Source organism: uncultured Salinibacterium sp., assembly GCF_963974405.1.
Lineage (GTDB): Bacteria > Actinomycetota > Actinomycetes > Actinomycetales > Microbacteriaceae > Rhodoglobus.
The window spans coordinates 22149-48404 of sequence record NZ_CAXBBH010000001.1 but is presented as its reverse complement, the minus strand read 5'-3'; the positions used below and the strand labels follow the sequence as shown (position 1 = coordinate 48404).

Genomic DNA, 26256 nt, shown 5'->3' with positions numbered 1-26256 from the left:
TGGAGAATTAGTGGGCGGTCAGTCGCGCGCTGGTGCGCGTAATTGACCGCCCCAATTCGTTGGGCCGTAAGGCACGACGAAGGACAAATCAGATTTCCTAGAGTTCGCTGAGTGCTTCATCGTAGATTGCCATCGCGCGAGCAACTTCGTCGGCGGTGACAACGGCGGGCGGAACCACGTGGATGCGGTTGTCGGCGATGAACGGCAGCAGCCCGCGCTTCACCAACGCGCCCTTGATGCGTCCCATGTCGGCGGCGCTTAGGGGCTCGCGGGTGTCGCGGTTGGCGACGAGTTCCATCGCCCAGAAGACACCACGGCCTCGCACTTCGCCGATGCAGTCGTGTTTGGCGGCGAGGGCGGCGAGGCCCGGGGCGATGTGGTCGCGCCCGATTGCTGCCGCGTTTTCGATGATGCCTTCGTCTTCCATCGCGGTGATGGAGGCAACGATGGAGGCGGCAGCGAGTGGGTGGCCGGAGTAGGTGAGCCCACCGGGAAAGACGCGCTCGTCAAAGGTGGCAGCGATCGCGTCGGAGATGATGACTCCACCGACGGGTACGTAGCCCGAGTTCACACCCTTGGCGAAAGTGATGAGATCGGGGGTGATGTCGAAGGCGTCGAAGGCAAACCAGTCGCCGGTGCGACCGAATCCGGCCATCACTTCATCCAAGATCACGAGGATGCCGTACTTGTCGGCGATCGTTCGAACGCCGGCGAGGTAGCCGGGTGGCGGCATGAGGATGCCGGCGGTGCCGGGAATTGTCTCGAGAAGAATCGCCGCGATTGATTCGGCGCCTTCCGCTTGAATTGTTCGTTCCAAGTGGTGCAGTGCCCGCTCGGATTCTTGTTCGGGGGAGTCCGCCCAGAACTCGGAGCGGTACTCGTAGGGTCCGAACACGTGCACGTGGGCGCGCGCATATTCGTTGGGGATGCGCCGCCAGTCGCCAGTGGCGACGATCGCGGATCCGGTGTTGCCGTGGTACGAGCGGTAGCGCGAGATGATCTTGTCGCGCCCGGTGTGAAGACGAGCCATGCGGATGGCGTTTTCGTTGGCATCCGCTCCACCGTTGGTGAAGAACACCTTGTTCATGCCTTCTGGCGCATGCTCGGTGATCTTGCGGGCTGCTTCCGCGCGGATGTTGATGGCGTGCGCAGGGGCGATCGTCGCCATGATGTCGGCCTGGGCTTTGATGCCGGCGATGACAGCGGGGTGCTGGTGGCCGATGTTGACGTTGACGAGTTGGCTCGAGAAGTCGAGGTATTCGTTTCCTTCGTTGTCCCACACGGTGCTGCCGAGGCCGCCTTCGAGAACCATTGGCTTGAGTGCGCCCTGCGCCGACCATGAGTGGAACACGTGCGCGCGGTCAAGCGCGACGGTGTCGGCGTTGCTGGGGTGAGGCGTGGCGGGCGCAGAGTTCATGAGGCACCTTTCGAGGTGGAACGGATGTTTCCACTATCGTCTGCACGGCATCCTCAGTTGTTGCCAATTTGTACAGTATTTAGCTATTTATTCGACATAATGTGGGTGGGCGACGACGAGGGGAAATCTGAATGCTTCCGACAATCGAATGGCTCCTCGCGCAGCGAAACCTTCGGCTGAGTTTGCTCGCCGCTGTCGCGGAGGCCGACGCTTCTGTCCCGAGCCACGAGAACACCGCGCTCGCAGCCAGAATGGCGGCTCCGATTTCGTGGGTGCACAGTTCAGACCTTGACGACCCCACCCCCTTCCTGAGTGCGGGAAACGTTCTGCTCACTGACGGTTCGCAGTTCGGCTTCGACGCGGCGACCGAGCACTATGACTACAACGCCTACGTGGCCCGACTTGTTGATGCCGACATTGTGGGGCTCGGCTTTGCGACCCACTTTCTTCACCAGGGCATGCCAGCCGGGCTCGCGGCGGCGTGTGAGCGCGTGGGATTGCCCCTTATTGACGTGCCCGACCGTGTCCCCTTTATCGCCGTCATCCGTCAGGTCGCCGATCAGATCGCAGCTGAGCGAAGCCGAAGAATGGAATGGTCGATCGCTGCCCACAAAGCGCTCTCCTACGCGGCGCTCAAACCTACGGGTTTGAGGTCGACGCTGATCGAGCTCGAACGCCAGCTTTCCTGTTGGGTGGGGCTCTTCGATGCAACAGGGCATCCCGTCCAGGTTCCGGGACAGCAACGATCGGGCGACCGGTTCGCCGAACCGGTGCGGGATGAGGTGGCGAGAGCGTTGCGTAAGGGCAGTCGGTCATCCACGGCTCTCACTCTTGATGCAGGACAAGTCACGATTCAGACCCTTGGCCAGAGTGGTGCGTTGCGGGGGGCCCTCGCTCTGGGGCGCGGTGTGCCGCTCGATCGTGCGGAGAACGAGCTCGTGACGAGCGTTATTGCCATGGCTACGCTGGCCCTTGAACAGAACCGGGCGCTCGACGCGACGCGAGGCTACTTGAGGTCATCGCTGCTCGAACTGTTGCTGGAGGGCAAGGTGCGCGTTGCGCGCTCGATCGCCGCGCACGTGTGGGGGGCACTTCCCGCCGAACCTTTGAGCGTGTTCGCCCTGGCACGGCACACTCAGAGCCATTTCGTTCTTGATGCTCTTGATGCCTTGGCTCTCGAGGCAGACGGTCGTGTGTTCTTCGCGGTTCGGGGAGACGTCATCGTGGTGCTCGTCGAAGCGGAAGCCGAGGTGGTGGAAGCGTCAGCTCTTTCCGCGCTCAAGCGGCTCATTGCCGACCAACACCTTGTGGCGGGCAGCGCCCTCGCCGCCGACTACACCGAACTTGCGGTCGCTGTAGGTCACGCGTCGAGCGCCTTGTACGCGCGTGGTGAACGTCCGGGAGTGACAGCGTTCGCTGACATTGCTGATTCGGGGATGCTCGGGGTGCTGCATTCCGCGGGTGCTGAGCGAGTGGCGCACCGAGTGCTCACGCCGCTCACCGAGTTCGACGCCGAGCATTCGGCAGCCCTCGTGGATACGCTGCGCTCCTGGTTCGCGCACGATTGCTCGTGGGGTGCGACCGCCGCGAGTCTCGGGGTGCACCGTCACACTGTGCGGTCGCGCGTCGATCAGGCAGCAGGCATCCTCAACCTCGATCTCGATTCTTTCGAGGGCCGCCTTGAGCTGTGGGCGGCGCTGCGACTGTGGGTTTAGGCTATTTACCCCCATTTCGAGCCTTCTAGCCTGCCTTTCAGGTACACCCTGCGAGCATCCGATACACTCTGAACTTGCGTCACGCAAGGAGGGCTGTCCGAGCGGCCGATGGAGCCAGTCTTGAAAACTGGTGGGCAGAAATGTCTCGTGGGTTCGAATCCCACGCCCTCCGCTCTGCGTGTCACGACTTTTTTCGGCAACAGGAAGGGGAGTGTGATGAGTGAACTCCGTCCGCGCTCAGAGGCGCGTTCTGGCGATCTCGAACGCGTCACCCCTAAGAAAAACAAAGAAGTAAAAGGTCTGGCACGTCACGGTCGATTGAAGAAGCCGGGTCCTTGGGGTTCGATTGCCAAGATCGTTGCGGCTAGTCTCGCGGTTCTTTTGGTGAGTGGCGCCGCTGTGGGGGCTGTCGCTTTCGACAGTATCTATGGGCAGCGCGACACTGTTTCTCTCATTGGCGAAACCGAAGGGCCGCCGCCGCAGATCGGCAGTTTTGAGGGCGGCTTCAACATCCTTATTGCGGGTAGCGATACTCGTGCCGGTCAGGGCGGCATCGGCGGCACCGTTGAAGATGCGTCGGGTGAACTCAACGACGTCAACATGATTTTGCACGTCGCAGCCGACCGTCAGTCCGCCGTAGCTATCAGCTTCCCGCGTGACATGGTCATGGGAATCCCCGAATGCCCCAGTCTTGACGGCGACTACAGCAAGTACTACTCGACTGAGGCACTCAATACGGCTCTCTCCTATGGCGGACTTCCCTGCGTTGCGTTGACCTTGTCGGAGTTCACCGGGCTCGACATCCAATTCGCCGGCATCATCACGTTCGATGGTGTGATCGAAATGACGAACGCAATCGGTGGCGTCGATGTATGTGTCGACGGCCCGATGTATGACCCCTATACCGGTATTGACCTGCCGGAGGCGGGAACGTACAACCTCCAGGGCTGGAAAGCGCTCGCGTTCTTGCGCTCGCGTCATGGCGTTGGTGACGGAAGTGACTTGACGCGCATCAGCTCGCAGCAGGTGTACCTATCGTCGCTCGTGCGCACACTCAAGAGCTCAGACACTCTCAGCGATTACAAGAAGCTTTATAACCTCGCGGATGCCGCAATCTCGAACATGCAGCTGTCGAACAATCTTGCAGATGTTCCCACCATGGTTTCGATCGCTCTGGCGCTCAAAGACATCCCCCTCGAGCGCGTGCAGTTCGTGCAGTACCCCGGTGGCACCGGTGGCACCGGCGTCTACTCTGGCAAGGTTCAGCCCAACGAATACTTGGGTAACCAGATGATGGAACTTATCGCAGCGGATCAGCCGTTTACGCTCGAAGAGGCTGGCGATGGGGTCGGCGCGATCCTTGACCCGAACGCTCCTGCTCCGGCTCCCGCCCCCGAGGCGACCGACGGCGCGACGGCAGCACCTGTTGAGGAAGATCTTCCCGTGCTCGACATCCGCGGTCAGAACGCTGCTGACTACACGTGCTCGGTCACTAACAACTACTAATCGCTTCTCGATTCACGGCGTGGTTCGTCGTTACGCTCGTGAGCGGTTATGATTGCTGAGTACGTCTGGAGACGTCGCATAGTCCGGCCTAGTGCACCACCCTGCTAAGGTGGAGTACCCTAACGGGTACCAGGGGTTCAAATCCCCTCGTCTCCGCTCTTGAAGAAAGCCCCCGATCAGTCGGGGGTTTTCTTGTCTTAACGACGTTCAACCTCTCTCGATCGCGGAGGAACCACGTGAAGACCTACACCGCTCGTCAGGCGGTCGAACGAATCGCCTCGCTCGCGCACGTCAGCACCGACCGTCCGTTTCTTCTCGGTATCGTCGGGCCACCCGGCGCCGGAAAGTCGACGCTCGCCGAGCTGTACGCCACTCCGGTGCTGCCGATGGATGGCTACCACTTCGCTAATGAACACCTCGACCGTCTCGGGCTTCGCTCCAAGAAGGGTGCGCCGGAGACATTCGATGCCGCCGGCTTCGCGTCGACGCTCACTCGGCTGCGCGCGGGCGAGAGCGTTGTTGCCCCACGATTCGATCGAGATATCGATGCGGCAATCGCTGGGGCGCTTCCGCTGGCTGGCAACGCCCCACTGATCGTGACCGAAGGAAACTATCTTCTCCACGACCGTGATGGATGGGAACGCGTGCGCCCGATGCTCGATGAGGTGTGGTATCTGGATATCGACGATGACCTTCGGCGCAGCAGGCTCCTCGCTCGGCACCAGCAGCACGGCCGATCTGCGGATGACGCCGCCCGCTGGATTGCAGAAGTCGACGAACCGAACGCTGTCCTCATCCGCGCCACCCGCAGTCGGGCTGACGCGGTGGTTGCGGCCAGGTGACTGTTGGTTAGTCACGAGCCAGTCACAGACTAGGCTCGAGCCTTATGGCAACTGGCTCAACCATGCACACTTTTGCGGTGCAACTCGCGGACGTCGATCGTGGCGTCTACGACGATTTCACGCTTCGAGTGGCACGCCATCCTTCGGAGACTGACCTCTATATGGTGACGCGCCTGCTGGCTTACTGCCTCGAGTATGTGGAGGGAATCGCCTTCAGCGAGGGTGTTTCGTCCACCGACGAGCCCGCGGTTCTCGTGCGAGATCTCACCGGAACCATCACTGCGTGGATCGAGGTTGGTGCCCCGGATGCCGCCCGATTGCACTACGGGAGCAAGCTGGCTGAGCGCGTAGCGATTTACACGCACCGAGATCCGGCGAAGGTTTCGGCTGCGTGGGCAGGGAAGAAGATCCATCGTTCGGAGGCGATCGTCTTCCGCAGCTTCGACGTCGGTTTCATCGGTGACGCTGCCGCTGCTCTAGAACGTCGGAACGCAGCGACGGTGTCACTTATCGATGGGCAGCTCTACCTTGACCTCAACGGCACCAACCTCAGCACCGCACTCCACGAGCACGAGATCTCATAGCCGCGATTCGCAGTTATCTCGCGCGTCCATGAGCACAGTATTATCACCGAGGTGACTACTTTTTCTCGGCGAGGCTTGCACGGGCACGTTGTTGATGTGCTCGGCCGCCGCATCATGCGCGGAGAGCTGGTGTCTGGAGACATCATCGACCCGGATGCGCTGCTCACCGAATTTCAGGTGAGCCGTACGGTCATGCGCGAGGCCATCAAGGTACTCACGACCAAGGGGCTAGTAGACGCGCGACCGCGTCTCGGCACCTATGTCACTGAGCGGGAGCGTTGGCAGTTGCTCGACGGCGACGTGATGACGTGGCGTTCGGAGGGAGTGCCCGAACCTCTCCTCGTGCTTGAGTTGAGCGAGGTGCGTCAGGTTCTCGAACCAGCGGCAGCACGACTGGCAGCAGTGCGACGCACTAAAGAACAGTGCGCCGCGATTGAGACAGCGATGACGGCGCTCGCGGCGACATTCGTGAGCACCGAGGCGGAGTCGCATGCGGCTGCCGACCTGGTGTTCCATCGGGCGGTGCTTGCGGCATCCGGCAATGAACTCTTGGCACGGTTTGAAGTGGTGCTCGAGCCAGCGTTGCAGGCGCGTAATCAGATCGCGTTCAAGAACGAAACGACGACCCAGTTCTTGGATTCGCACCGCGCCGTCGTCGATGCCATTGTTGCTCAGGATGCTGACCGTGCCCACGCAGCGATGACGACGTTGATGACCCAGTCTGCTGCCGATTCTGATGCCATTGTGAGCAGCGATGATGACGGTGCTGCTCTCGTAGCGAAACGCACGAGGGCTCTCTAGTGGGCGGCGAGAGCGGTTCGAAGCGCACTGTCGTGATTACCGGGGCGGGGCACGGTATTGGGGCGGCAAGTGCCCGAATGTTTGCGGCGACCGGCGATGACGTTGTCGTCACCGACATCGACACGGATGCCGCACAAGTCGTTGCCGAGGAGATCCGGGCGACCGGCGGGCTTGCTACTGCGCACCCGCTCGATGTCGCCGACCCGGAAGCCTGGCAGGCGCTCTCGCGTGAACTCCGCGCTGCGAATCGTTCTCCCGCGGTCATCGTGAACAACGCCTTCTTTCAAGTCGGGGGAGTCGCGCACGAACAGTCCGAAGCCGACTGGAGCGCACAATTATCGGTGACGCTGTCATCCGTCTACCGCGCGATGCACACCTTTCACGACACCCTCACCGCTGCCCGCGGCAGCATGGTGAATGTGTCGAGTGTTCACGGAGTGCTTGCCTGGGCCGCACAACCTGCCTATGCCGCAGCCAAGGGTGGGTTGATTTCGTTGACTCGCCAACTCTCCCTCGACTACGCCCCGCACGTGCGCGTGAATGTGGTGTTGCCTGGCGCAATCGAGACCCGGCAATGGGATCATCAGGGCCCCGAAGCGCAAGAGCTCGCGCGACGCCAAGCGACGCTGCAGAGACTGGGTTCTCCGGAAGAAGTTGCGTCGGTCATCCGGTTTCTGGCCGGCGACGGTGCCTCGTATATTACGGGCACCTCGCTCGTCGTCGATGGCGGAATGACAACCACCCTCGGCGCTTAGCGTTCGTTCGCTGGTGTTGGGCTACCGCCCGCTACCACTCGGCGAGCGAGCCATCCTCGTGCCGCCACACGGGGGAGCGCCACTCGTGCCCCACCTTGTCGGCGGCGCGCACGGCAGCTTCGTCGATGTCGATGCCGAGCCCCGGCTTCGTCAGGCGCTCGATGTAGCCACTCGTGAAGTTGAAGACGCTCGTATCCATGAGGTACTCGAGCACGTCCGATCCGACGTTGTAGTGGATGCCGATGCTCTGTTCCTGAATCAGAAAGTTCGGTGTGTTGAACCCGACCTGCAAACTCGACGCCAACGCGATCGGTCCGAGCGGGCAGTGCGGCGCGAGTTGAGCGTCGAACATGTCGGCGAGGGCCGCGATGCGGCGTACCTCGGATATACCGCCCGCGTGCGAGAGATCGGGCTGCACGACGGCGATGCCGGCCTGCAGCGGTCCGAGGAACTCATTGCGGGAGAAGAGGCGCTCGCCGGTCGCGATGGGAATCGACGTTGAAGCAACGATGCCGTCGAGCAGGTGCGACTTCTCGGGCACAACAGGTTCTTCGACAAAGAGGGGAGCGTGGGGCTCGAGAAGGGGGAGGATGCGGCGGCTGTTCGCTGCGGTCATTCGTCCGTGAAAGTCGATCGCGAAATCACGATCGGGGCCAAGAACATCGCGTGCGAGCGCAGCCCGGTCGACGACTTCGGTGACGGCGCTCACGGTACCCAGGGGCGACATCCGTCCGCTCGCATTCATCTTGATCGCGGTGAGGCCCGACTCGATCTGCTGAGCGATGTTGTCGCGCAGCTCGGAGGGCTCGTCGCCGCCAACCCAGCCGTACATGCGGATGCGGTCGCGAACGGGGCCACCGAGCAAGTCATGAACTGGCACACCGTGGGCTTTGCCCGCAATGTCCCACAGGGCTTGGTCGATGCCGGCGATAGCGCTGGAAGCGACGGGGCCGCCGCGATAGAAGCCGCCGCGGGTGAGCACTTGCCAGTGGTCTTCGATGCGAGTGGCGTCAAGCCCGACGAGGTATTCGGCGTGCTGTTCGACAGCGGCGCGCACGATGTCGGCTTGGCCTTCGACGACAGGCTCTCCCCAACCGACGATTCCGTTGTCGGTTTCGATACGCACGAAGAGCCACCGCGGTGGCACGAGAAAGGTTTCGATACGTGCGATCTTCACAGTGCCTCCCGGATAGTAAGTCTTATTATCGTACTATTCGCCCCTGTGGCCGAGATGTGTCTCGCATTCAGCGCCCAGCCGAGACGACCGCCGCCCTTGCCTGTTCGCGGCGTTAAAAACCGCGCCCTTTAGCGCTGGCTCAACACTGGGTCGTTTTGCTCCGACGGGCTGTCGTGCCCGCCCGCTCTCTCTGGGAGAATAGATGCGAGGCCGCGCGCCACGAACGCGCCCATAAGCCCCGCGACAGTGCAGTCGGAAGGAACCTGATGCAGCGCGAACACAGCGACGAATTTGACCGATGGAATGCCCGCCAAGAATTGGCCGAGGCAATGATTCCTCTCATCGGTGGGCTGTATCGCAACCACGGCGTCGTCACCTCGATCCACGGTCGGCGCCTCATCAATCAGTCGCCCGTCGAAGTGCTCAAGGCGCATCGCTTTGCCCGCCAGCTCAATGAGGCAGAACTTCCGATCGAAGAAACCATGCCGCTCATGGTTGCGCTGTCCGCGCTTGCCCTTAATTCGGCCTCCATCGACCTCGCCAAACTCGTCAATCGCTACCGCGAAGTCGGCGGCGACCTCACTGAGTTCCTGACAGCCGAGCTCGCGCCCGTGCTCAAGAACGGTGCCGAAGACACACCAGCGGCAGTGGATGTCGTGCTCTACGGTTTTGGACGCATCGGTCGACTGCTCGCCCGCATCCTCATCGCGCACGCCGGCAACGGCGACGGACTACGCCTGCGCGCGATCGTCGTGCGCCGCGGTTCAGACAACGACCTCGTGAAGCGGGCGAGCTTGCTGCGTCGGGACAGCATCCATGGTCCTTTTGAGGGAACAATCTCGGTCGACACCGAGGCCAATACGATCCTCGCCAACGGCACTCTCATCCAGGTCATCTACTCGAACGACCCTGCGACGGTTGACTACACCGAGTACGGAATATCGGATGCCATCGTCGTCGACAACACCGGTCGCTGGCGTGACCAGGAGGGGCTGGGCCAGCACCTCGCCGCTCAGGGTGTGAAGTGTGTTCTGCTCACCGCTCCCGGCAAGGGCGAGATTAAGAACATTGTCTACGGCCTCAACCACGACACGATCGAAGACGGCGACACAATTCTGTCTGCTGCCTCGTGCACGACGAACGCAATCTCGCCGGTGCTGAAAGCCATCAATGACAGTTACGGCATCGAGCATGGCCACGTCGAAACCGTGCACTCCTACACGAACGACCAAAACCTCACTGACAACTTCCACTCGGGCGACCGCCGAGGCCGGTCGGCCCCCATGAACATGGTCATCACCGAGACTGGCGCTGCGAAGGCTGTTGCGAAGGCGGTTCCTGAGCTTGCCGGATTACTCACGGGCAGCGCCATCCGGGTTCCCACTCCCAACGTGTCAATGGCGATCCTCAACCTCAATCTCGCGACCGAAACAACGCGAGAAGAAGTGAACCGATACTTGCGCGATCTCTCGCTGGATTCGACCCTGCAGCAGCAGATCGACTTCATCGACTCGCCCGAGGTCGTCTCGAGTGACTTCATCGGGTCGCACCGCGCGGGCATCGTCGACGGGCTTGCCACCATTAGTTCGGGCAAGCACTTGGTGCTTTACGTCTGGTACGACAACGAATTCGGGTACACGAGCCAGGTGGTGCGGGTTATCGAACATATGGCGCAAACCCACCCTCAAGTTATTCCCGAACGCGCCGCCGTCGGCGCATGATTTTCCGAACTGTGATCGTGTTACGCCTTGGCCTCACGCTGTGGGCGTAACAAAGTAAAACTCTCAGGGTCTGCATGTGACGATCAGTAAATGAACGATTCCGCGCTCCCTGTAATTGACCTCTCGCTCCTCGACGGCGGCCCAGAGTCGGCCGCACAATTCCGGGATGATTTGCTGCGTGCGACCCACGACGTTGGGTTCTTTTACCTTGTGGGGCACGGTGTTGACGAAACTTTGATGGATGACCTGCTTGCGGCATCCCGTGAGTTCTTCGCCCTGTCGGAAGAGCAGAAGTTTGCCGTTGAGAATGTGAAGAGCCCGCAGTTCCGCGGCTACACGCGAGTGGGTGGCGAGCTGACCGAGGGCAAGACTGATTGGCGCGAGCAGATCGATGTCGGGCCGGAGCGCCCTGTCGTCGATAATGCTGCGGGCCTCGCCGACTATTGGCGGCTCGAAGGCCCCAATCAGTGGCCGGATGCGGTGCCCCAGCTTCGGGATTTAGTCAACGAGTGGAATGACAAACTCAGCGCGGTCTCGCTGCGGTTGCTGCGCGCCTGGGCTCAGGCTCTCGGAGCCCCGGAAGACGTGTTCGACCACGCCTTTGCTGAGAAGCCGTTTCCGCAGTTGAAGATTGTGCGGTACCCGGGCGAGTCCAACCCGGAGCCGAAGCAGGGCGTTGGCGCTCACCGCGACGGCGGTGTGCTGACCTTGCTGATGGTTGAGCCGGGCAAGGGTGGTCTGCAGGTTGATTTCCAAGGCGAGTGGGTGGATGTCCCGCCCAAGCCGGGCGCTTTCGTCGTCAACATCGGAGAGATGTTGGAGCTCGCCACGGAGGGGTACCTCAAGGCGACCCTGCACCGCGTGATTTCTCCCCTCATCGGTGACGACCGCATTTCGATCCCGTTCTTCTTCAACCCCGCCCTCGACACGGTGATGCCCCAGTTGCAGTTGCCGCCCGAGCTCGCGGCTCAAGCGCGCGGACTTTCGCTCGACCCGACGAACAGCCCCATCCTCGAGACGTACGGAGACAATGCTCTGCGCTACCGAATGCGGGCGCACCCCAACGTTGCCCAGATCCACCATGATGATCTGATTCAGGGCCCGCGGGGTGCGATCTAGGGCGCTGCTCTACAACTGTCTGTTCTGACTGCCATTGGGGCTGCTACCTTCTTGTCATGAACGTAGAAACCGTCACCGTCGGTGTGCCTATTCGTGATCTTGAACAGGCAGTTGCGTGGTATCGATCGGCATTCGATCTGGGCGTGCCCGATGTGATGCCGATGGATGACCTTGCAGAGTTCGATCTAGGGGCGTTTTGGCTGCAACTTGTTGTTGCTCCCGAGCTAGCGGGCCGCGAGGGAATCTCGCTGAACATCAGCGTCAAAGACGCCGGTGCTGAGCGACAGAATTTGATCGAGAAGGGTCTTGTCGTCAGCGACCTGCAACGATTCGAGGGAGTTGTCGAGTTCTTCGCGTTGACGGATCTCGATGGAAACACGATTGGTTTTGTCACCGAACTAGCCTGACGCGTTCGCGTTCGCGTTCGCGTTCGCGTTCGCGTTCGCGTTCGCCCTCGCGTTCGCCCTCGACGACTCGCGCCCGCCCCGGCGCCCCGCGTCCACTCGCGCCCGCCCCGCCGCATTTTCGGAAATTCAGGAAATCTGGGCATTCTGGCGCGCTGGCGTCCTCGCGCAGCACTTTCGGGCGCGAATCTCCTGAGTTTCCGACAACTGCAGCCCCGCCCGCCCGCAGCATTGGCCCATCTGGCCGTAGTTGGCCGAATGGTATATCGTTTGATCATTGCCGCAACCGCCAATGAAAGCCGGGGTGACCTGTGTCGCACTATCCAGAGCGTGAGCCTGCCGAGGCCTACACCGTTGTGATGCCCAATCGGCCACAACCTATCGTGATCATCGGCGCTGGAGGGATCGTCAAAGACGCCCACCTTCCCGCGTATCGCAAAGCCGGGTTTGCCGTGTGGGGGATTGTGAACCGCACGGCGGCCAAAGCCCAGACGCTCGCCGATGAGTTCGGAATCCCGAACGTGTACACGTCGTTATCGGATGCCGTAGCCGCCGCCCCTGCCGATGCCGTCTACGATCTCGCCCTCATGCCGGAGCAGTACCCGGCCGTGCTTGACCAACTGCCGGATGGCGCTGCCGTGCTCATCCAGAAACCGTTCGGGCAGAATCTGGCCGAAGCACGAGTGCTGCTTGAAATCTGCCACCGCAAGGGGCTCGTCGCTGCGGTCAATACCCAGCTGCGATTTGCGCCGTATATCGCGGCCGCGCGCACGCTCATCGCCGAGGGCGCGATTGGGGAGCTCTATGACATGGAGATCCGTGTGGCCACCGAGACACCCTGGGAAATCTTCCCGCACGTGCTCGGGATGGACCACCTCGAACTCAACATGCACAGTGTGCACTACATGGATTTGGTTCGCTCCTTTCTGGGCAACCCTGACGGGGTGAGCGTGGCGACGGTGCGGCATCCGGCTAAGCCCCAGGTCGCGAACACACGATCGACGATCATCATGCGCTATCGCGATCGTCCCTTGCGGGTCACGATCAGCACGAACCATGACCACGGATTCGGCAGTGACTTTGAAGAGGCCTTTGTGAAGTGGGAGGGCACCAAAGGCGCAATTCGCGCGCAACTGGGGCTCATGCTCGACTACCCTCGCGGCGGTCCGGATACTCTCGCTATCGCGTATACCGACAAGCCCGAGCTCGGCTGGCAGCCCGTGGAATTTCAGGGAAGTTGGTTCCCGGATGCCTTCATCGGCTCGATGGCTGCCCTCCAGCGGTACGTCGAGGGCTCGATTTCTGAACTTCCGACATCGGTTGACGATGTCATGCACACCATGGCGGTTGTCGATGCCGGCTATGAATCCCAAGAACGCGAAGGTGTCGCGTTGGCAACTAAGGAGAACACTCAGTGAGATTTGCACGACTCGGCCCGGTTGGCTCAGAAATTCCGGTAGTGCTTCACGACGGGAAAGCCTTTGATCTGCGCTCGATCGCAGCCGACATTGATGGCGCATTCTTTGCGGCCGGCGGTGTCGAGGCTGCTCGGGTCGCGGTGAACTCCGGTTCGCTTCCCGCGGTCGCAACTGATGGCGTGCGCGTCGGTGCGCCGATCGCGCGTCCAGGCAAGATCGTGTGCGTCGGTCTCAACTACAGCGATCACGCTGAAGAAACCGGCGCGACGCTTCCGGATGAGCCGGTCATTTTCATGAAAGACCCCAGCACCATGGTCGGTCCGTTCGATGACGTGCTGATCCCGCGCAAGAGTGTCAAGACTGACTGGGAAGTCGAGCTTGGCGTCGTTATTGGCGCCACTGCCCGCTACCTTGATTCCCCGGATGACGCGGCTGCCGTCATTGCCGGTTACGCCGTCTCGCACGATGTGTCCGAGCGCGAATTCCAACTCGAACGCGGCGGAACCTGGGACAAGGGCAAGAGCTGCGAAACGTTCAATCCGTTTGGGCCTGAGCTCGTGAGCGCCGATGAAGTATCCGACCCTCAAGCCTTGGGCTTGCGGCTGTGGGTGAATGGCGTTGCGCACCAAAATGGCACGACCGCAAATATGGCGTTCGGTGTCCACCACATCATTTGGTACTTGAGCCAGTTCATGGTCTTGCAGCCGGGTGATGTCATCAACACGGGAACCCCAGCTGGTGTCGCGATGGGCATTGAGGGGCAGCCATACCTGCGCGAGGGCGACGTTGTCGAGCTCGAGATTGATGGTCTCGGCCGCGCGCGCCAGACGATGGTGCAAGCATGAGCGCCGAATTCGACGGACTCGTCGCGGTCGTCACGGGCGGCGCTTCGGGCATTGGGCTAGCAACGGCGTTGACGCTGGCTGAGCGGGGTGCGACTGTTGCCGTGCTCGACCTCAGTAGCGAGGGGTTGGATGCTCGCCTGCACGGTTTCACCGCCGACGTGTCTGATCGTGCTTCGGTTAACGCGGCGATTGAGGCGGTCGGGCACAAGCTCGGCGCTATCGATATCGTCGTCAACAACGCTGGCATCAGCGCAGTGGGAACCGTCGAAGAGAACGATGATGCCGATTGGGCGCGAGTGCTCAATATCAACGTCACCGGTATGGCTCGAGTGTCGGCAGCCGCACTGCCCTGGTTGCGCAAATCCCAGCATGCGGCGATTGTGAATCTCTGCTCGATCGCAGCCCTCAATGGTCTTCCGCAGCGTGCGCTCTACGGCGCATCCAAGGGCGCTGTTCTCGCGCTGACCTACGCTATGGCTACAGATCATGTCGCCGATGGGGTGCGCGTGAATGCCGTTAGCCCCGGAACTGTCTCGACCCCGTTTGTGGAGCGGATGCTGCAGGGCTTCGACGATCCCGTCGCCGAGCGTGCTGCTCTGGATGCGCGCCAAGCCACCGGACGCATGGTGACGCCGGAGGAAGTGGCCGGCGCGATTGCCTACCTCGCAAGCCCCCTCTCCGGCTCAACCACGGGCACAGCGCTCGAAGTTGATGGCGGTGTTGCGCACCTTCGCGTCAGAAAATAGGCGCTCGCGGCATCTGTGTCGCAAAAGTGGCAGTGGGAGGTCAAAACCGCTGGTATAGTTTTCTGGTTGGCGAAAGTCAATGAGATGCGCCCGTAGCTCAGCGGATAGAGCAATTGACTACGGATCAATAGGCCGGGGGTTCAAATCCCTCCGGGCGCACCAAAAATAATGGGTCTGACCAGCATTTTGTCTTGAATGCGGTCGGACCTGTTGTGGTTTCTGCCCACATCCTGCCCGCGCTTCAATAAGTTTCGGGCCTATTTTACGCCGAGATCCGGCTTCTGCGGGGCATAGGAGCCCAGTGTTTGTCTGGGTTCTGGCCGAGCCGGCGAAGTTGACCTATTGACCTTCGATCGAGTGGCTGGGGGCTTAGTCGATGTCGTCATGTGACCTGACCTACAGTTTGGTTTCCACTCGGGGTACCGATCGGGTACGGTCAAGGGTTTCGGCGTTCATGCCACGTCTAGTGCCGGGGCGAGTTGCACCGCGGTGCGGATGCTGTCGCGGGACAGACGTCCAGCGCGCACCCCGTTGGCGATGACGGCGATCTTTGCGAGCTCGTGCGTGAGCACGACGGAGGTGAGCCCGAGCACGCCGAACAGGGCCAGCGGGACCAGCAAGCCGATCAGCAGCAGGGACCGAGTATGTCAAGGTAATTCGGACCCATTAGGCCAGTTCAAGCGGGACCCACCTCGGGCTCGTGGTCGTATCTGGTCAGGACGTGCCCGTAGGGTTTGAGTATGGGTGCTGTCGTGGGCTGGGTGGAGCGGCAGCAAGTTCCCCTCTATATCGCTGCGATCGTCCTCGGCGCCATCATCGGAAGCGTTGCCCCGTCGATCGCTCCGGGCTTGACGGTGTCGATCAACCCGATCCTGGGTTTGCTCCTATTCGCGACGTTCCTCGGGGTGCCCCTTATCGAGGTCGGTAAGGCCTTCAAAGATGTCCGTTTTCTGAGCGTCGTGCTGATCGTCAACTTCGTCATCGTGCCGTTGGTCGTGTGGGGGTTGTCTCGTTTCGTGGCAGGGGATCGGGCTCTCCTGATCGGGGTGCTTCTGGTGTTGCTGACGCCGTGCGTGGACTACGTCATCGTATTCACCGGCATTGCGGGTGGCGCGAAAGAACGCCTTCTAGTCGCAGCCCCGCTCCTGATGCTGCTGCAGATCGTCCTGCTGCCCGTGTTTCTCTTCCTCTTCGCGGGGTCCGGTGCAGTGTCGCTGATCGAGGTGGGCCCGTTCGCGGAAGCGTTCCTGTTCCTCATCGTGATCCCGCTCATCGCTGCCGCCCTGATCCAAGCCCTGGCCCGAAACCACCGTGCTGGTGTGCTGGTCGAGAACGTGATGCAGGCCCTTATGGTCCCGCTGATGATGGCGACCCTCGCGGTCGTCATCGGCTCGCAGATCAGCGCCGTCGGGTCTCGCATCGGGCAGCTGCTGTTCGTGGTGCCGCTGTATGTGGCGTTTCTAATCGTGATGCCCATCGTCGGACTTGCCGCCGGGCGAATCGCTAAGCTCGACGTCCCCGCCATCAGGGCCCTGGTGTTCACCGGGTCGACGAGGAACTCCCTCGTCGTCCTCCCACTTGCGCTGTCACTGCCGGCATCGCTGAGCCTGGCCCCGCTGGCGGTCGTCACCCAAACACTGGTCGAGCTGGTGGGCATGATCGTCTTCGTCCGCCTCATTCCCCGCCTGATCCCTCGCCGGGAGTAAAGCGCTGAACGTCGCCGGTCAGGCGATGTGGTCCGCGTGCTGCTTCTGGGTGTAGCTTCCCTCCGCGACCGACCGTTTCGTATGCTCATCGGTCAGCCGGCAAAACAAGCGATTGCCGCCTTTGTACATAAAGACGAGTTTGCCCTGGCGCAGCTTCGCTAAATGTGTGAGACACCGCGGCGAGATTGCGCTCGACCATGTCAGCGAGATAATTCACCGACAACTCGCCATCCTGCAAAGCGAGCACAGTTTGAATGCAGGTGGCGTCAACAAGCAGCTGAAATAAATCCATTGCGATCTCAACATGTTCGCTATCTGATTTGATCCGTTCAACACGCGCACTTCCATGCATCCTCAGATGGTGGCGAGATGGACATTGCCTTTCCTCTTACGGCGCTTCGGAACCTGAATAGTTCATTAAGAATGAGAGCTACGTGCTCGTGGAGTGGTGCACTACACGTTATGGCACGTACGGTTCTGAAAGCGAGTCAACGACGACTCTGCAGCGACTGTAAGTAGTCGTTGTACCCGTCCAAATCCGGATCTCCTTCGGCGTCCGCGCGTTTCGAGGCCCTGGCTGCTCTCACTGTGTCCTGTCGCTGCCAGCGCACGAGGGTAATGATCAAGATAAGGACCACTGGTAGCTCGCCGTATGTCCACACGAGCGTTCCCGCTAGCCTTTGGTCCTGCAGCGGATCTACGCCCAACCCTGGAGGGGGCGAGTTGAAGAACGGGATCAGCGCAGTGGAGGCGAAGATCAGCACGAGCGCGAATGCGGCGTGCAGTTGCATTTCCACGACAGCGTCAAATATGCGCGCCACAAACGATGTCCGTCGCGGAAGAGGATCGCCTGACACCAGAGGTGTGGCAACCACAACCCCGACGATTAGGAAACCCACCTCCAGCGCGATGTGTCCGAGCCAGCTGGCCAAGAAAATATTTGCTACGCCGCCCAAGTAGAGTCCGAAGAGGCTCAGAATCATCAACGGAACTACAAGTGCCGGATGGAGAGCGGCCCTGCCTACTCGTGATCGGAGGCCGAAAAGTGCGGCTCTGAGAACAATTTTGCCACCAAATCGGTGGGGGGTTGCCCGCAGGAGTAGCGTTCCCGGGGAGCCGAGTATGAAGAGCGGGGGAATTACCATCATCAACGTAAGTTGTTGAAATATGAAGACTGACAACATCCGGAGTCCGTAGGCGTCGATACGTGTTCCTGTGACGATCAACAGTAGAGCGCAACCTAATAGGAAACAGACTGTGCGAATCACCGACCATCGACGACCCTGAGCCCAAAGTCGAGTCGCACCCACTATGTATGCGGCCGCAAGAAAAGCGGCGAGAGCTGGCATCACGGGAAAAGCCAGCGTGTCCCATGTCAGGAACTCTTCAAAGCTGGGAGCTAGAAGTGGTTCTCCACTGGGACCGTTTGTCGAGGGGGGCATCGGGCTCACGGCCGCTTCACCGAACTTATATTCGTGAGTTCTTCTACCAGACTCACATTAGATCGTTCCGGATGGATGAGTTCTGTGTGACCGACGTGCTCGAGGCCAAGCTTTAGAAGAGTAAGAACATGGAGATCGGCTAACTCGTAGGAAGCTACTCGTCCCTTCCTATGCACATCGACGACACGATGCGCACGTAAAAGGCGGAGCGCATGCGAGACTGCTGACTCACTCATCTCGATCGTGGCTGCGAGGTCACGAACGCACATCGGACCATTAAGCAGCGCGATCAGTAGTCGGACACGGTTTGGTTCCCCGAGTAGGCCAAATACATCGGCCAGATCGATTACATCGGCGTCGGGGGGCATGGATGCTCTTACCGATGCCACTTGGGCGGCATTGATGGTAGGCAAATTCTGCCTGCGGTGAGCCTTGTCAGGAATCAACTGGCTCACACTGCCCTCGGCGCATCGGTAAGACTAACCCTCACTTTGAGCGAGGAGTTCGTTTGACGGGCGTTCTTCATAACGCATTCGCGACCCTTCTTCTTCGGCCATACTCCCAGCAGCGTAGGGAATTGTCGATCTCGACAGCTGATCGTTTGCATCTCACAAACGGTGCTTCGCAAACTGACCATTTCATTAGTCACCCTTCGTTCGGTTAGCGCTACACGAGATTTGTTGTTTCATTGAATCCCCGGGGTTCGCACTGAATTGTGGCATGAGAGATCCCGTACTTCTCGTGGAGCAGCGCAAGTACTGTCTTCAAAACCGTTCGGTAGTCGCTGTCGTCTTCAATGACGATGTGACCGCTGGCGCTTTCTATCCCGGATGTAATTGTCCAGACATGAAGGTCATGAACTTTAGAGACACCTGGCAGGCGAAGTATCTCAACCTGAACTTGATCAATGTCGATGTTAGGCGGAGCAACCTCCATGAGGATGCGAAGTGCCTGCTGGGTGAGTTTCCAGGTCCGCGGGAGGATAAAAAGACCAATCCCGACACCGATGATCGGATCCGCATACTGCCACCCGGTGGTGTAGAGAATGATGGCTGCGATAATTACGCCGACCGATCCGAGCAGATCTGCCAACACCTCCAGATATGCACCTTTGAGATTCAGGCTCTCCTTCGACCCCGCCATGAGAAGCCGGAAGCTGATGAGATTCACAACCAAGCCGACGGACGCAACCAAAAACAGCGGTAAACCCGGTACCTCAGGCGGGTCGCTGAACCGTTGAATCGCTTCGTAAAGTACGTATCCAGCCACGCCAAACAGCAGAAGACCGTTTGCGAGCGCGGCAAGAACTTCAAGGCGATATAGCCCATAAGTGCGTTGAGTCGCGGCTTTCCTAGAGGCCAACGTAATGGCCGCCAAGGCCATGCTCAAGCCCAGAACATCGGTGCCCATGTGAGCTGCGTCCGAGATTAGGGCCAGCGAGTTCACTGAAAATCCCACAATGAACTCAACTACCATATATGTCGCAGTGAGGATCAGCGCGATTACGAGTGGCTTGCGGTGCCGGCCGGCAGCACTTGTCGCTGAAATATGCGAATGTTCTGTACCCACGTCATCCCCTTGAACTTATATCTGAACAGTCTTGCATATGATGGGCGGACTGAACTCAGTTTTCGCGCACCTTCCGATCAGTGTTGGCTAAAACCTGCCGGGAAACCGTGCTTCTAGTGCAGAATACAAATCGGAATGGGTTAAGTAGTGAGCGATCTCACCCAGCCGTTGATGTCTGCGTAGGTACAGTCGGTTGTTTCGGCTTAAGTGTCTGTCTGAGCAACTGCCCCGCCGGCACGACAACAAGATAAGATCGAATTGATGAATTCCCAACCAGTGTGCGGAACTAGTGCGTCGATCGCATCAGTTAGAGCCATGCAGCTTTTCATCATGGTCTTCTCTCTTGTGCTCGTGAGCATGGGGATACTCGCTAGCCACCACGCCCAAGTAACTGAAGATCGGGTTGCGCAGTCAACTGTGGCGGAACTAGGGGTGGTTTTCCAAGCCTTGACTCCCGCCGGTGAGGCCTCCACCTCCGCGGCTCTTTCAAGCACACAGATAGTTGGCGGGCTAGCAGTCGGTTGCCTTTTTTTGATCGCCTGCTGCACTATCGGTCTCGCTTTGATTGCTGCCCGTGTCTGGCATGGCAAACTGCCGAGAATGCCTAACGCAATACCTCTCCGACGCGATACCCGAATTCTCGGCTGGACTCCAGCTGGTCCATCAACGGCGGCCCGCCCCAGCTTGGTCGCGCTCTCCATTAGTCGCACATAAGCCGTTGTCGGCACGATAGCTCGCGGCGCGTTGCGCTTCCCAGCTGGTGCCGTTTTGAGTACAATGACCAATCTTGCGTTGTGCTTGACCGCTTGCGTTTCCCCTAATCCTGGAGAGTATAAAATTGAAGACCAATACTAAAGTCGCACTCGCAACCACTGGTGGGCTGATTCTTGTGGTAATCGCGGTGATCGTTGTCCTCCTCGCTCAAGCTCAGCAGTCTCGCCCCACAGCCGAATCTGATCCCATGACGGGGATCGCATCCGCCACTAGGGGTGACAGTCACATCTTGGATAACGCCGGCGACGGTGCGGTCACCGTCGTCGAGTTCCTCGATTTCGAATGCGAAGCTTGTGCTGCCGCCTATCCGGTGGTGGAGGAACTTCGGCAGGAGTTCTCGGGTCAGGTGACGTTCGTCTTGCGCTACTTCCCTCTTCCCGGCCACTTCAATTCGACGAACGCAGCCGTCGCCGTCGAGGCGGCCGCTCAGCAAGGCGAGCTTGAGGCCATGTACAAGCAAATGTTTGCGACGCAATCCGAATGGGGAGAAGCGCAGCAGTCGCAGGCGCCTCTGTTTCGCAAGTTTGCCGAAGATCTAGGTCTTGACTTGGCACAGTACGATGCGGCCGTGGCTGACCCGGCAACAACAGCGCGGGTCGAGTCGGACTTCAAGGACGGGGTCGCGCTTGGGGTCAACTCCACCCCTACCTTCTTCGTGAACGACCAGATTGTGGAACTCCGATCTTTTGGCGACCTACGAACCGCGATCGACGCCGAGTTGTCGCGTTGATATCGGTCAACGAAAGTCTCGAGTCGAAGCATTCAGCGCGTGTAGTCGGACAACAGCGATGACTCGGGTCAACTCGTCGTTTCGAGTGACCGCGGCTCTCTTCGTCGCTGCCGCAACGTTGGTGCTAGCAGGGTGTTCTTCTGGCGAGGGCGCTCTCGGGCAGGCTGGCAGCAACTATGCGTCAGGTGACGGAACCATAAGCGAGTTCGCAATCGACACCCGTGGCGAAAAGATCAACTTCAGCGGAATAACTGAGGCCGGTGAGAACCTTAGCGCCGAACAATTCCGGGGGCAGGTGACTGTGGTCAACTTTTGGTATGCCGCATGTCCCCCGTGCCGATTGGAAGCTCCCTGGCTAGAGGAATTGTGGCAGCAATTCGAAACCGAGAACGTTCAATTCGTTGGAGTCAATGTTCGCGATAGCACCGCGACGGCACAGACATTCGCGCGCGAGTTTGGGATCACCTACCCCTCGATCGTTGACACTGATGGGGCTGCCGCTCTCGGGTTCGCGGGCGTTGCGTCCCCAACCGCTGTGCCCACAACCGTCGTCCTCGACCGGCAAGGACGGCCGGCCTCGCGCATCGTCGGGCTTATCGACAAGAGCATTCTGGAAGAACTAATCGCTTCCGCCCTTGAGGAACCCTCGGATGGCGGTGGAGGTTGATGGGCGGAATCGGCGAGTTCTTTGCACAGACGGTCTACTCCGGCGCATTGCTGATGGCTATCCCGTTCGCGATGCTCGCCGGAATCGTGTCGTTCCTCTCTCCGTGTGTGCTGCCGCTGGTACCGGGATTCGTTGGGTACGTTTCGGGCCTCGCTGACCCAAGCACGAGCCAAGGTCGGCGTCGCGTTGTGATAGGCACCGTGCTGTTTATCCTCGGCTTCTCCGCCGTTTTCATCGCCTACGGCACTGCGTTCGGTGCGCTCGGTTCGTGGCTAGTCCGCTGGCAGGATGTCCTCATTCGCGTCTTAGGAGTGCTGGTAGTCATAATGGGGTTGGTGATGGTTGGTGCGTTCGCCAGCCTGCAGCGCACGATGAAGCCATCTTGGGTTCCTTCGCCCGGCCTCGCGGGCGCGCCGTTGCTCGGTGTGGTATTCGGCCTGGGTTGGACGCCGTGCATTGGTCCAACGCTTAGTGCTGTTATCGCTCTCAGTCTGACGGGTGGAAGCCCGTGGCGCGGTGCAACTCTCGGCTTGGCATACTGTCTCGGGCTCGGGATTCCGTTCTTGCTCTCCGCGATCGGCGTGAGCTGGGCCACTCGCGCACTGGTCGCGATAAAGCGACATATCCGCCTCATCAATATTCTCGGAGGCGGCACTCTCATCCTCCTTGGAGTGCTGATGATTTCCGGTATCTGGAGCGCGATCGCCCGACAGATCCAAGGACTTATCGGCTCCTTCACGACCGTTATCTGATCATGAGGCAACAACAAATGTCGGCATCATCTGCGAATGAATTTGGCACACGGCCCGACGAGCATTTCGACCAAGTGCAGCCGGACCCTGTGAAGTCGCCCCGGCTAGGCGTGAGGGGTTGGTCCCGGTGGATTTGGCGTCAACTGACCAGCATGCGAATCGCATTGTATTTGCTGCTTCTCTTAGCAATAGCGGCGATACCGGGTTCGCTGTTTCCACAGCGCACTTCAGACCCGAATGGGGTCGTGCAGTACTTCTCTAACAGTCCCGATTTAGCACCGACCGTCGACGCGCTCGGACTTTTCGGCGTTTACTCGTCTCCATGGTTCTCGGCCATCTACTTGCTGCTTTTCGTGTCGCTGATTGGTTGCGTAATTCCGCGTACTCGCCATCACGCAGCTGCGATGGTTCAGGCCCCGCCTCGTACGCCACGACGCCTTGATCGTATGAGTGTGCACCACACCCGGACGTTGAACAAAGAGCGGCGGTCACCCGCCGCGTTAGCCGACGCGGCACAGGCGCTGCTTCGTCGCGCCGGTTACCGTGTGGTTACCTACCCTGACGTGGGCGGCCGAGTATCAGTGGCAGCGGAACGTGGCTATTTGCGGGAGAGTGGCAACCTTCTATTTCACGTTGCGCTTGTAGGTGTGCTCCTGGCTGTCGGTATCGGAGGCGGGTTCCGTTATCAAGGTCAACGAGTAGTTGTCGAAGGCGAAGGCTTCGTTAACGCGCGCTCCGCTTACGACACATTCTCCAACGGTCTGTGGTTCTCTGATGAAAACTTGCCCCCATTCTCGGTTTCTCTGACCGACTTCACGGTCAAGTACGTCGAGGACAATCCCGCCAACCTCGGTTTCATCACTGACTACGTTGCAGACGTTCAGGTTCGTGAGTCTTCCGATGGCGCGACGACCTCGGAGATCGTGCGAGTCAACGAACCACTGTCGGTATCAGGGGCGGAACTATACCTACTCGGCAATGGCTATGCGCCACAAATCACCGTGCGGGACCCTGAAGGTACAGTGATCCTCGACGAAGCGATCCCATTTTTGCCGCAGGACGCTAATCTCACCAGCCTTGGAACTCTAAAAATTCCCGATGGTCTGACAGAGCAGGTCGGAGTCGTCGGATTCTTCTACCCCACTCAAACTGCGACTGCTTCCGGCGCCTACACGTCGATCTATCCAGACGTGCAAAATCCGGTGATGACACTCAACGTATTCACCGGAGATCTCGGCTTGGACGACGGTATCCCCCAATCCGTCTACAAGATGGACACGTCAGACATGACCCAGCTCACTGGTGGCTCGACCGGCATCGACTCACTCGAGTTGCGCCCGGGCGAAACCGTCCAATTACCGTCTGGGCTCGGCAGTGTTCAACTCAGTGAGGTGAAAAGATTCGCCGCCTTTGATGTCGCTTATGACCCCACAAAGCTTCCGGTCTTGGTATTCAGTTCTTTGGCAATTCTTGGACTCGGCCTGGCCCTATTCGTGCCCCGTCGACGAGTGTGGTTCCGATTCACGGCGACTGGGCCAGGCCACGAGCGCGTCGAGTGCGCCGCACTGGCACGCGGCGATGATCCAACACTCGACGCCGCAGTGCGGGATCTTCTCAGGCGATACCCGGAATCGGACCCGGAAAGAGTTTCATGAGGGAGGATCAGGAATAGAGGGAAAGTTCACATTTCCCAGTACATGGTCATGGTGAAATGGCGCCGAGAAGTGTCCAGCTTGGCGCACAAAAGTTCGACGTCGAAGAGATCACCGAGGCCGTCCTTAGGGATCTGGCCACTGAGGTTTCGTAATTCCTGGATCCGATTTTTATCGGCGTGGTCGGTCCCGCGGCGGGGGTGGCCCCCAATTTCAACAGCTTGGGTCCGGCGCAGCGGACCCGAATTATGGGTCGAAGTGCCACTTTAGGTTAGACAAGAGTTGCGAACACACTTAGTATCTATGCATGCATGAAGATACAGAGGTAGATAGAGTTCAGCCGGATAGCGAGTATGTCGAGATCGCAGTGGAGGTATTTCAGCTGCTTGCCGACGCCACCCGGATTCGGATTGTGCTCGCTTTACAGGATGGCGAGTTGTCGGTGAATCATCTTGCCGACATCGTCGATCGCAGTCCTGCCGCAGTGTCTCAGCACTTGGCAAAATTGCGCTGGGGCAAACTGGTGCTGGTGCGCAAGGATGCCAATCGCATGTTTTATCGATTGACTGATGAGCATGCGAAACGGTTAGTGATCGAGGCGATACTGCAGGCGGAGCACACCATTGACGAGTCACCGGCACACCACGCATGATCGAGGTGCTTCGCAACAGGACCTACCGCGCGTTGTTCAGCGCGCAGGTAATTGCGTTGCTCGGCACCGGGATGCTCACGGTCGCCTTGGGCCTATTGGCTTTCGATCTTGCAGGGGATGCTGCCGGCTTGGTTTTGGGCACTGCTCTGACGATCAAGATGGTCGCTTACGTCGGCGTCGCACCTTTGGTTGCGGCGTTGGTGCATCGGCTGCCGAAGAAGGCAGTGTTGGTCGGTGCCGATGCGGTCCGGCTTGCAATCGCGTTGATGTTGCCGTTCGTCACGGAAACATGGCAGATCTACCTCTTGGTATTCGTGTTGCAGTCGGCATCAGCAACATTCACCCCCGCATTCCAATCGTTGATCCCCGCCGTGTTGCCTCAAGCCCGCGACTACACGCGAGCTCTGGCTCTATCGAGGTTGGCCTACGATCTTGAAGCGTTGTTAAGCCCCACCATCGCTGCTGTACTGCTCACTGTAATCAGCTACAACAACTTATTCGTCGGCACAGCGATCGGTTTCGCCGGCTCCGCAGTTCTCGTGCTGGGCGCGACGCTGCCTGCACTCGCGAAAAATCGAGATGATGGCACATTCTGGCAGCGACTCCCCACCGGCGTACTGGTGTTCATTCGAACCCCGAGTTTGCGGTTTCTGATGATTACGAATGTGGTTGTCGCGGCGGGCACTGCGATCGTTCTCGTGAACTCAGTCGTTTATGCCAAAGGGGTTTACGCCCTTGATGACGCTGCGTTGGCGGTCACTCTTGGCGCCTACGGGATTGGTTCACTACTTGTGGCGGTGAGCGTCCCGCGGCTCGTTGATCGAATCGGCGTTACGCGCACAATGCTCATCGGGTTATCCGTTGTCGTTGGTGGGCTTCTCGCTGCGAACGCTGTCACGATTGTCGCCGTCACCACATCAACCGGTTGGTGGGCGCTTTTGGGAACTTGGCTGATTCTCGGCATGGGTACCTCCCTAATCAACACGCCCTCATCGCGTTTGCTGGCGGAGGCTTCCAACCCTGAGAACCGCAATCTTGTCTACACCGCGCAGTTTGCGCTCTCGCACGCGTGCTTCCTCGTGACTTACCCCGTGGCGGGATGGATCGGCGCAGCGAGTCTTCCTGTCGCCACTGCGACGCTTACTCTTGTGGCGATCTTGGCCTCGATCACGGCGTTCGGCGTTCGCCGACGTGCGCAAGCTGGCGACAGCTACTGGGAAGAATCAGCGCGTTCACCTTCGCCATCACCTATCGACAACTAA

At 59.8% G+C, this 26256-nt stretch carries 26 protein-coding genes and 3 tRNA genes; 22 read left to right on the top strand and 7 right to left on the bottom strand.

The window, feature by feature from the left end; genetic code table 11:
* Positions 1–97: 97 nt before the first annotated feature.
* Complete coding sequence (locus AACZ26_RS00245) at positions 98–1417, bottom strand: aspartate aminotransferase family protein (protein ID WP_339618276.1); 1320 nt, start codon at positions 1415–1417, stop codon at positions 98–100.
* A 131-nt stretch (positions 1418–1548) separates the two neighbouring features.
* Between AACZ26_RS00245 and AACZ26_RS00240 the strand changes: the two genes are divergently transcribed.
* From AACZ26_RS00240 to AACZ26_RS00205, 8 genes are all read left to right on the top strand, one after another.
* The gene (locus AACZ26_RS00240; protein WP_339618275.1) at positions 1549–3132 is read left to right on the top strand and encodes a PucR family transcriptional regulator; all 1584 of its coding nucleotides are present in this window, start codon (positions 1549–1551) and stop codon (positions 3130–3132) included.
* A gap of 87 nt (positions 3133–3219) precedes the next feature.
* Positions 3220–3304, top strand: a tRNA-Ser gene (locus AACZ26_RS00235).
* A gap of 44 nt (positions 3305–3348) precedes the next feature.
* Positions 3349–4638, top strand: coding sequence for an LCP family protein (locus AACZ26_RS00230; protein WP_339618274.1), 1290 nt, complete (start codon positions 3349–3351; stop codon positions 4636–4638).
* A gap of 67 nt (positions 4639–4705) precedes the next feature.
* Positions 4706–4794: transfer RNA gene (locus tag AACZ26_RS00225), tRNA-Ser, on the top strand.
* Between the two features lie 80 nt (positions 4795–4874).
* Entirely contained in the window at positions 4875–5480 is a 606-nt protein-coding gene (locus tag AACZ26_RS00220; RefSeq protein ID WP_339618273.1) for a nucleoside/nucleotide kinase family protein, read from the top strand.
* Between the two features lie 44 nt (positions 5481–5524).
* The gene (locus AACZ26_RS00215) at positions 5525–6064 is read left to right on the top strand and encodes a YaeQ family protein (RefSeq protein ID WP_339618272.1); all 540 of its coding nucleotides are present in this window, start codon (positions 5525–5527) and stop codon (positions 6062–6064) included.
* Positions 6065–6115: 51 nt separating this feature from the next.
* Positions 6116–6865: a FadR/GntR family transcriptional regulator gene (locus AACZ26_RS00210; RefSeq protein WP_339618271.1), complete on the top strand. Its 750-nt coding sequence runs from the start codon at positions 6116–6118 to the stop codon at positions 6863–6865.
* Complete coding sequence (locus tag AACZ26_RS00205; RefSeq protein WP_339618270.1) at positions 6865–7620, top strand: SDR family NAD(P)-dependent oxidoreductase; 756 nt, start codon at positions 6865–6867, stop codon at positions 7618–7620. The genes AACZ26_RS00210 and AACZ26_RS00205 overlap by 1 nt, the downstream gene beginning before the upstream one ends.
* Positions 7621–7651: 31 nt before the next feature.
* On the opposite strand, the gene dgoD is transcribed toward AACZ26_RS00205, so the two are convergent.
* The gene (gene dgoD, locus AACZ26_RS00200) at positions 7652–8797 is read right to left on the bottom strand and encodes a galactonate dehydratase (protein WP_339618269.1); all 1146 of its coding nucleotides are present in this window, start codon (positions 8795–8797) and stop codon (positions 7652–7654) included.
* A 266-nt stretch (positions 8798–9063) separates the two neighbouring features.
* Between dgoD and AACZ26_RS00195 the strand changes: the two genes are divergently transcribed.
* The 7 genes from AACZ26_RS00195 to AACZ26_RS00165 all read left to right on the top strand — a co-directional run bounded on the left by AACZ26_RS00195 (position 9064) and on the right by AACZ26_RS00165 (position 15212).
* Positions 9064–10518, top strand: a complete 1455-nt coding sequence (locus AACZ26_RS00195) for a glyceraldehyde-3-phosphate dehydrogenase (protein WP_339618268.1) — start codon at positions 9064–9066, stop codon at positions 10516–10518.
* A 90-nt stretch (positions 10519–10608) separates the two neighbouring features.
* Positions 10609–11637: a 2-oxoglutarate and iron-dependent oxygenase domain-containing protein gene (locus tag AACZ26_RS00190; protein WP_339618266.1), complete on the top strand. Its 1029-nt coding sequence runs from the start codon at positions 10609–10611 to the stop codon at positions 11635–11637.
* Positions 11638–11693: 56 nt separating this feature from the next.
* Positions 11694–12044, top strand: a complete 351-nt coding sequence (locus AACZ26_RS00185; RefSeq protein WP_339618265.1) for a VOC family protein — start codon at positions 11694–11696, stop codon at positions 12042–12044.
* Between the two features lie 308 nt (positions 12045–12352).
* On the top strand, positions 12353–13459 hold the full coding sequence (locus AACZ26_RS00180; RefSeq protein WP_339618263.1) for a Gfo/Idh/MocA family oxidoreductase: 1107 nt from the start codon (positions 12353–12355) through the stop codon (positions 13457–13459).
* A complete protein-coding gene (locus AACZ26_RS00175; RefSeq protein ID WP_339618262.1) occupies positions 13456–14304 on the top strand; it encodes a fumarylacetoacetate hydrolase family protein in 849 nt (282 codons plus the stop codon). Before AACZ26_RS00180 ends, AACZ26_RS00175 begins: the two co-directional genes overlap by 4 nt.
* Positions 14301–15050 (top strand): SDR family oxidoreductase, encoded by a 750-nt coding sequence (locus tag AACZ26_RS00170; RefSeq protein ID WP_339618261.1) that lies wholly within the window; start codon positions 14301–14303, stop codon positions 15048–15050. Before AACZ26_RS00175 ends, AACZ26_RS00170 begins: the two co-directional genes overlap by 4 nt.
* Before the next feature lie 86 nt (positions 15051–15136).
* A tRNA-Arg gene (locus tag AACZ26_RS00165) sits at positions 15137–15212 on the top strand.
* Positions 15213–15502: 290 nt separating this feature from the next.
* Here the strand turns inward: AACZ26_RS00165 and AACZ26_RS00160 are convergent.
* A complete protein-coding gene (locus AACZ26_RS00160) occupies positions 15503–15670 on the bottom strand; it encodes a hypothetical protein (RefSeq protein ID WP_339618260.1) in 168 nt (55 codons plus the stop codon).
* A 120-nt stretch (positions 15671–15790) separates the two neighbouring features.
* On the opposite strand from AACZ26_RS00160, the gene AACZ26_RS00155 reads away from it, so the two are divergent.
* Entirely contained in the window at positions 15791–16756 is a 966-nt protein-coding gene (locus AACZ26_RS00155) for a bile acid:sodium symporter (protein WP_339618259.1), read from the top strand.
* 85 nt (positions 16757–16841) lie between these two features.
* On the opposite strand, the gene AACZ26_RS00150 is transcribed toward AACZ26_RS00155, so the two are convergent.
* The 4 genes from AACZ26_RS00150 to AACZ26_RS00135 all read right to left on the bottom strand — a co-directional run bounded on the left by AACZ26_RS00150 (position 16842) and on the right by AACZ26_RS00135 (position 19767).
* The gene (locus tag AACZ26_RS00150; RefSeq protein ID WP_339618258.1) at positions 16842–17108 is read right to left on the bottom strand and encodes a hypothetical protein; all 267 of its coding nucleotides are present in this window, start codon (positions 17106–17108) and stop codon (positions 16842–16844) included.
* A 136-nt stretch (positions 17109–17244) separates the two neighbouring features.
* Positions 17245–18105, bottom strand: a complete 861-nt coding sequence (locus tag AACZ26_RS00145; protein WP_339620606.1) for a cytochrome c oxidase assembly protein — start codon at positions 18103–18105, stop codon at positions 17245–17247.
* Positions 18106–18203: 98 nt separating this feature from the next.
* Positions 18204–18566: a metalloregulator ArsR/SmtB family transcription factor gene (locus tag AACZ26_RS00140; RefSeq protein ID WP_339620604.1), complete on the bottom strand. Its 363-nt coding sequence runs from the start codon at positions 18564–18566 to the stop codon at positions 18204–18206.
* Between the two features lie 298 nt (positions 18567–18864).
* Positions 18865–19767 carry a cation diffusion facilitator family transporter gene (locus tag AACZ26_RS00135; RefSeq protein ID WP_009773800.1) on the bottom strand — a complete coding sequence of 301 codons (903 nt, stop codon included), beginning with the start codon at positions 19765–19767 and terminating at the stop codon, positions 18865–18867.
* Positions 19768–20605: 838 nt separating this feature from the next.
* Here AACZ26_RS00135 and AACZ26_RS00130 point away from each other — a divergent pair.
* The 6 genes from AACZ26_RS00130 to AACZ26_RS00105 all read left to right on the top strand — a co-directional run bounded on the left by AACZ26_RS00130 (position 20606) and on the right by AACZ26_RS00105 (position 26256).
* A complete protein-coding gene (locus AACZ26_RS00130) occupies positions 20606–21271 on the top strand; it encodes a thioredoxin domain-containing protein (protein ID WP_009773802.1) in 666 nt (221 codons plus the stop codon).
* 58 nt (positions 21272–21329) lie between these two features.
* Positions 21330–21938 carry a redoxin domain-containing protein gene (locus AACZ26_RS00125; RefSeq protein WP_339618256.1) on the top strand — a complete coding sequence of 203 codons (609 nt, stop codon included), beginning with the start codon at positions 21330–21332 and terminating at the stop codon, positions 21936–21938.
* Positions 21938–22690 carry a cytochrome c biogenesis CcdA family protein gene (locus AACZ26_RS00120; protein WP_009773804.1) on the top strand — a complete coding sequence of 251 codons (753 nt, stop codon included), beginning with the start codon at positions 21938–21940 and terminating at the stop codon, positions 22688–22690. Before AACZ26_RS00125 ends, AACZ26_RS00120 begins: the two co-directional genes overlap by 1 nt.
* 2 nt (positions 22691–22692) lie before the next feature.
* The gene (locus AACZ26_RS00115) at positions 22693–24345 is read left to right on the top strand and encodes a cytochrome c biogenesis protein ResB (RefSeq protein WP_339618255.1); all 1653 of its coding nucleotides are present in this window, start codon (positions 22693–22695) and stop codon (positions 24343–24345) included.
* A 304-nt stretch (positions 24346–24649) separates the two neighbouring features.
* Positions 24650–24994 carry a metalloregulator ArsR/SmtB family transcription factor gene (locus AACZ26_RS00110; protein WP_339618254.1) on the top strand — a complete coding sequence of 115 codons (345 nt, stop codon included), beginning with the start codon at positions 24650–24652 and terminating at the stop codon, positions 24992–24994.
* Positions 24991–26256, top strand: a complete 1266-nt coding sequence (locus tag AACZ26_RS00105) for an MFS transporter (RefSeq protein WP_339618253.1) — start codon at positions 24991–24993, stop codon at positions 26254–26256. Before AACZ26_RS00110 ends, AACZ26_RS00105 begins: the two co-directional genes overlap by 4 nt.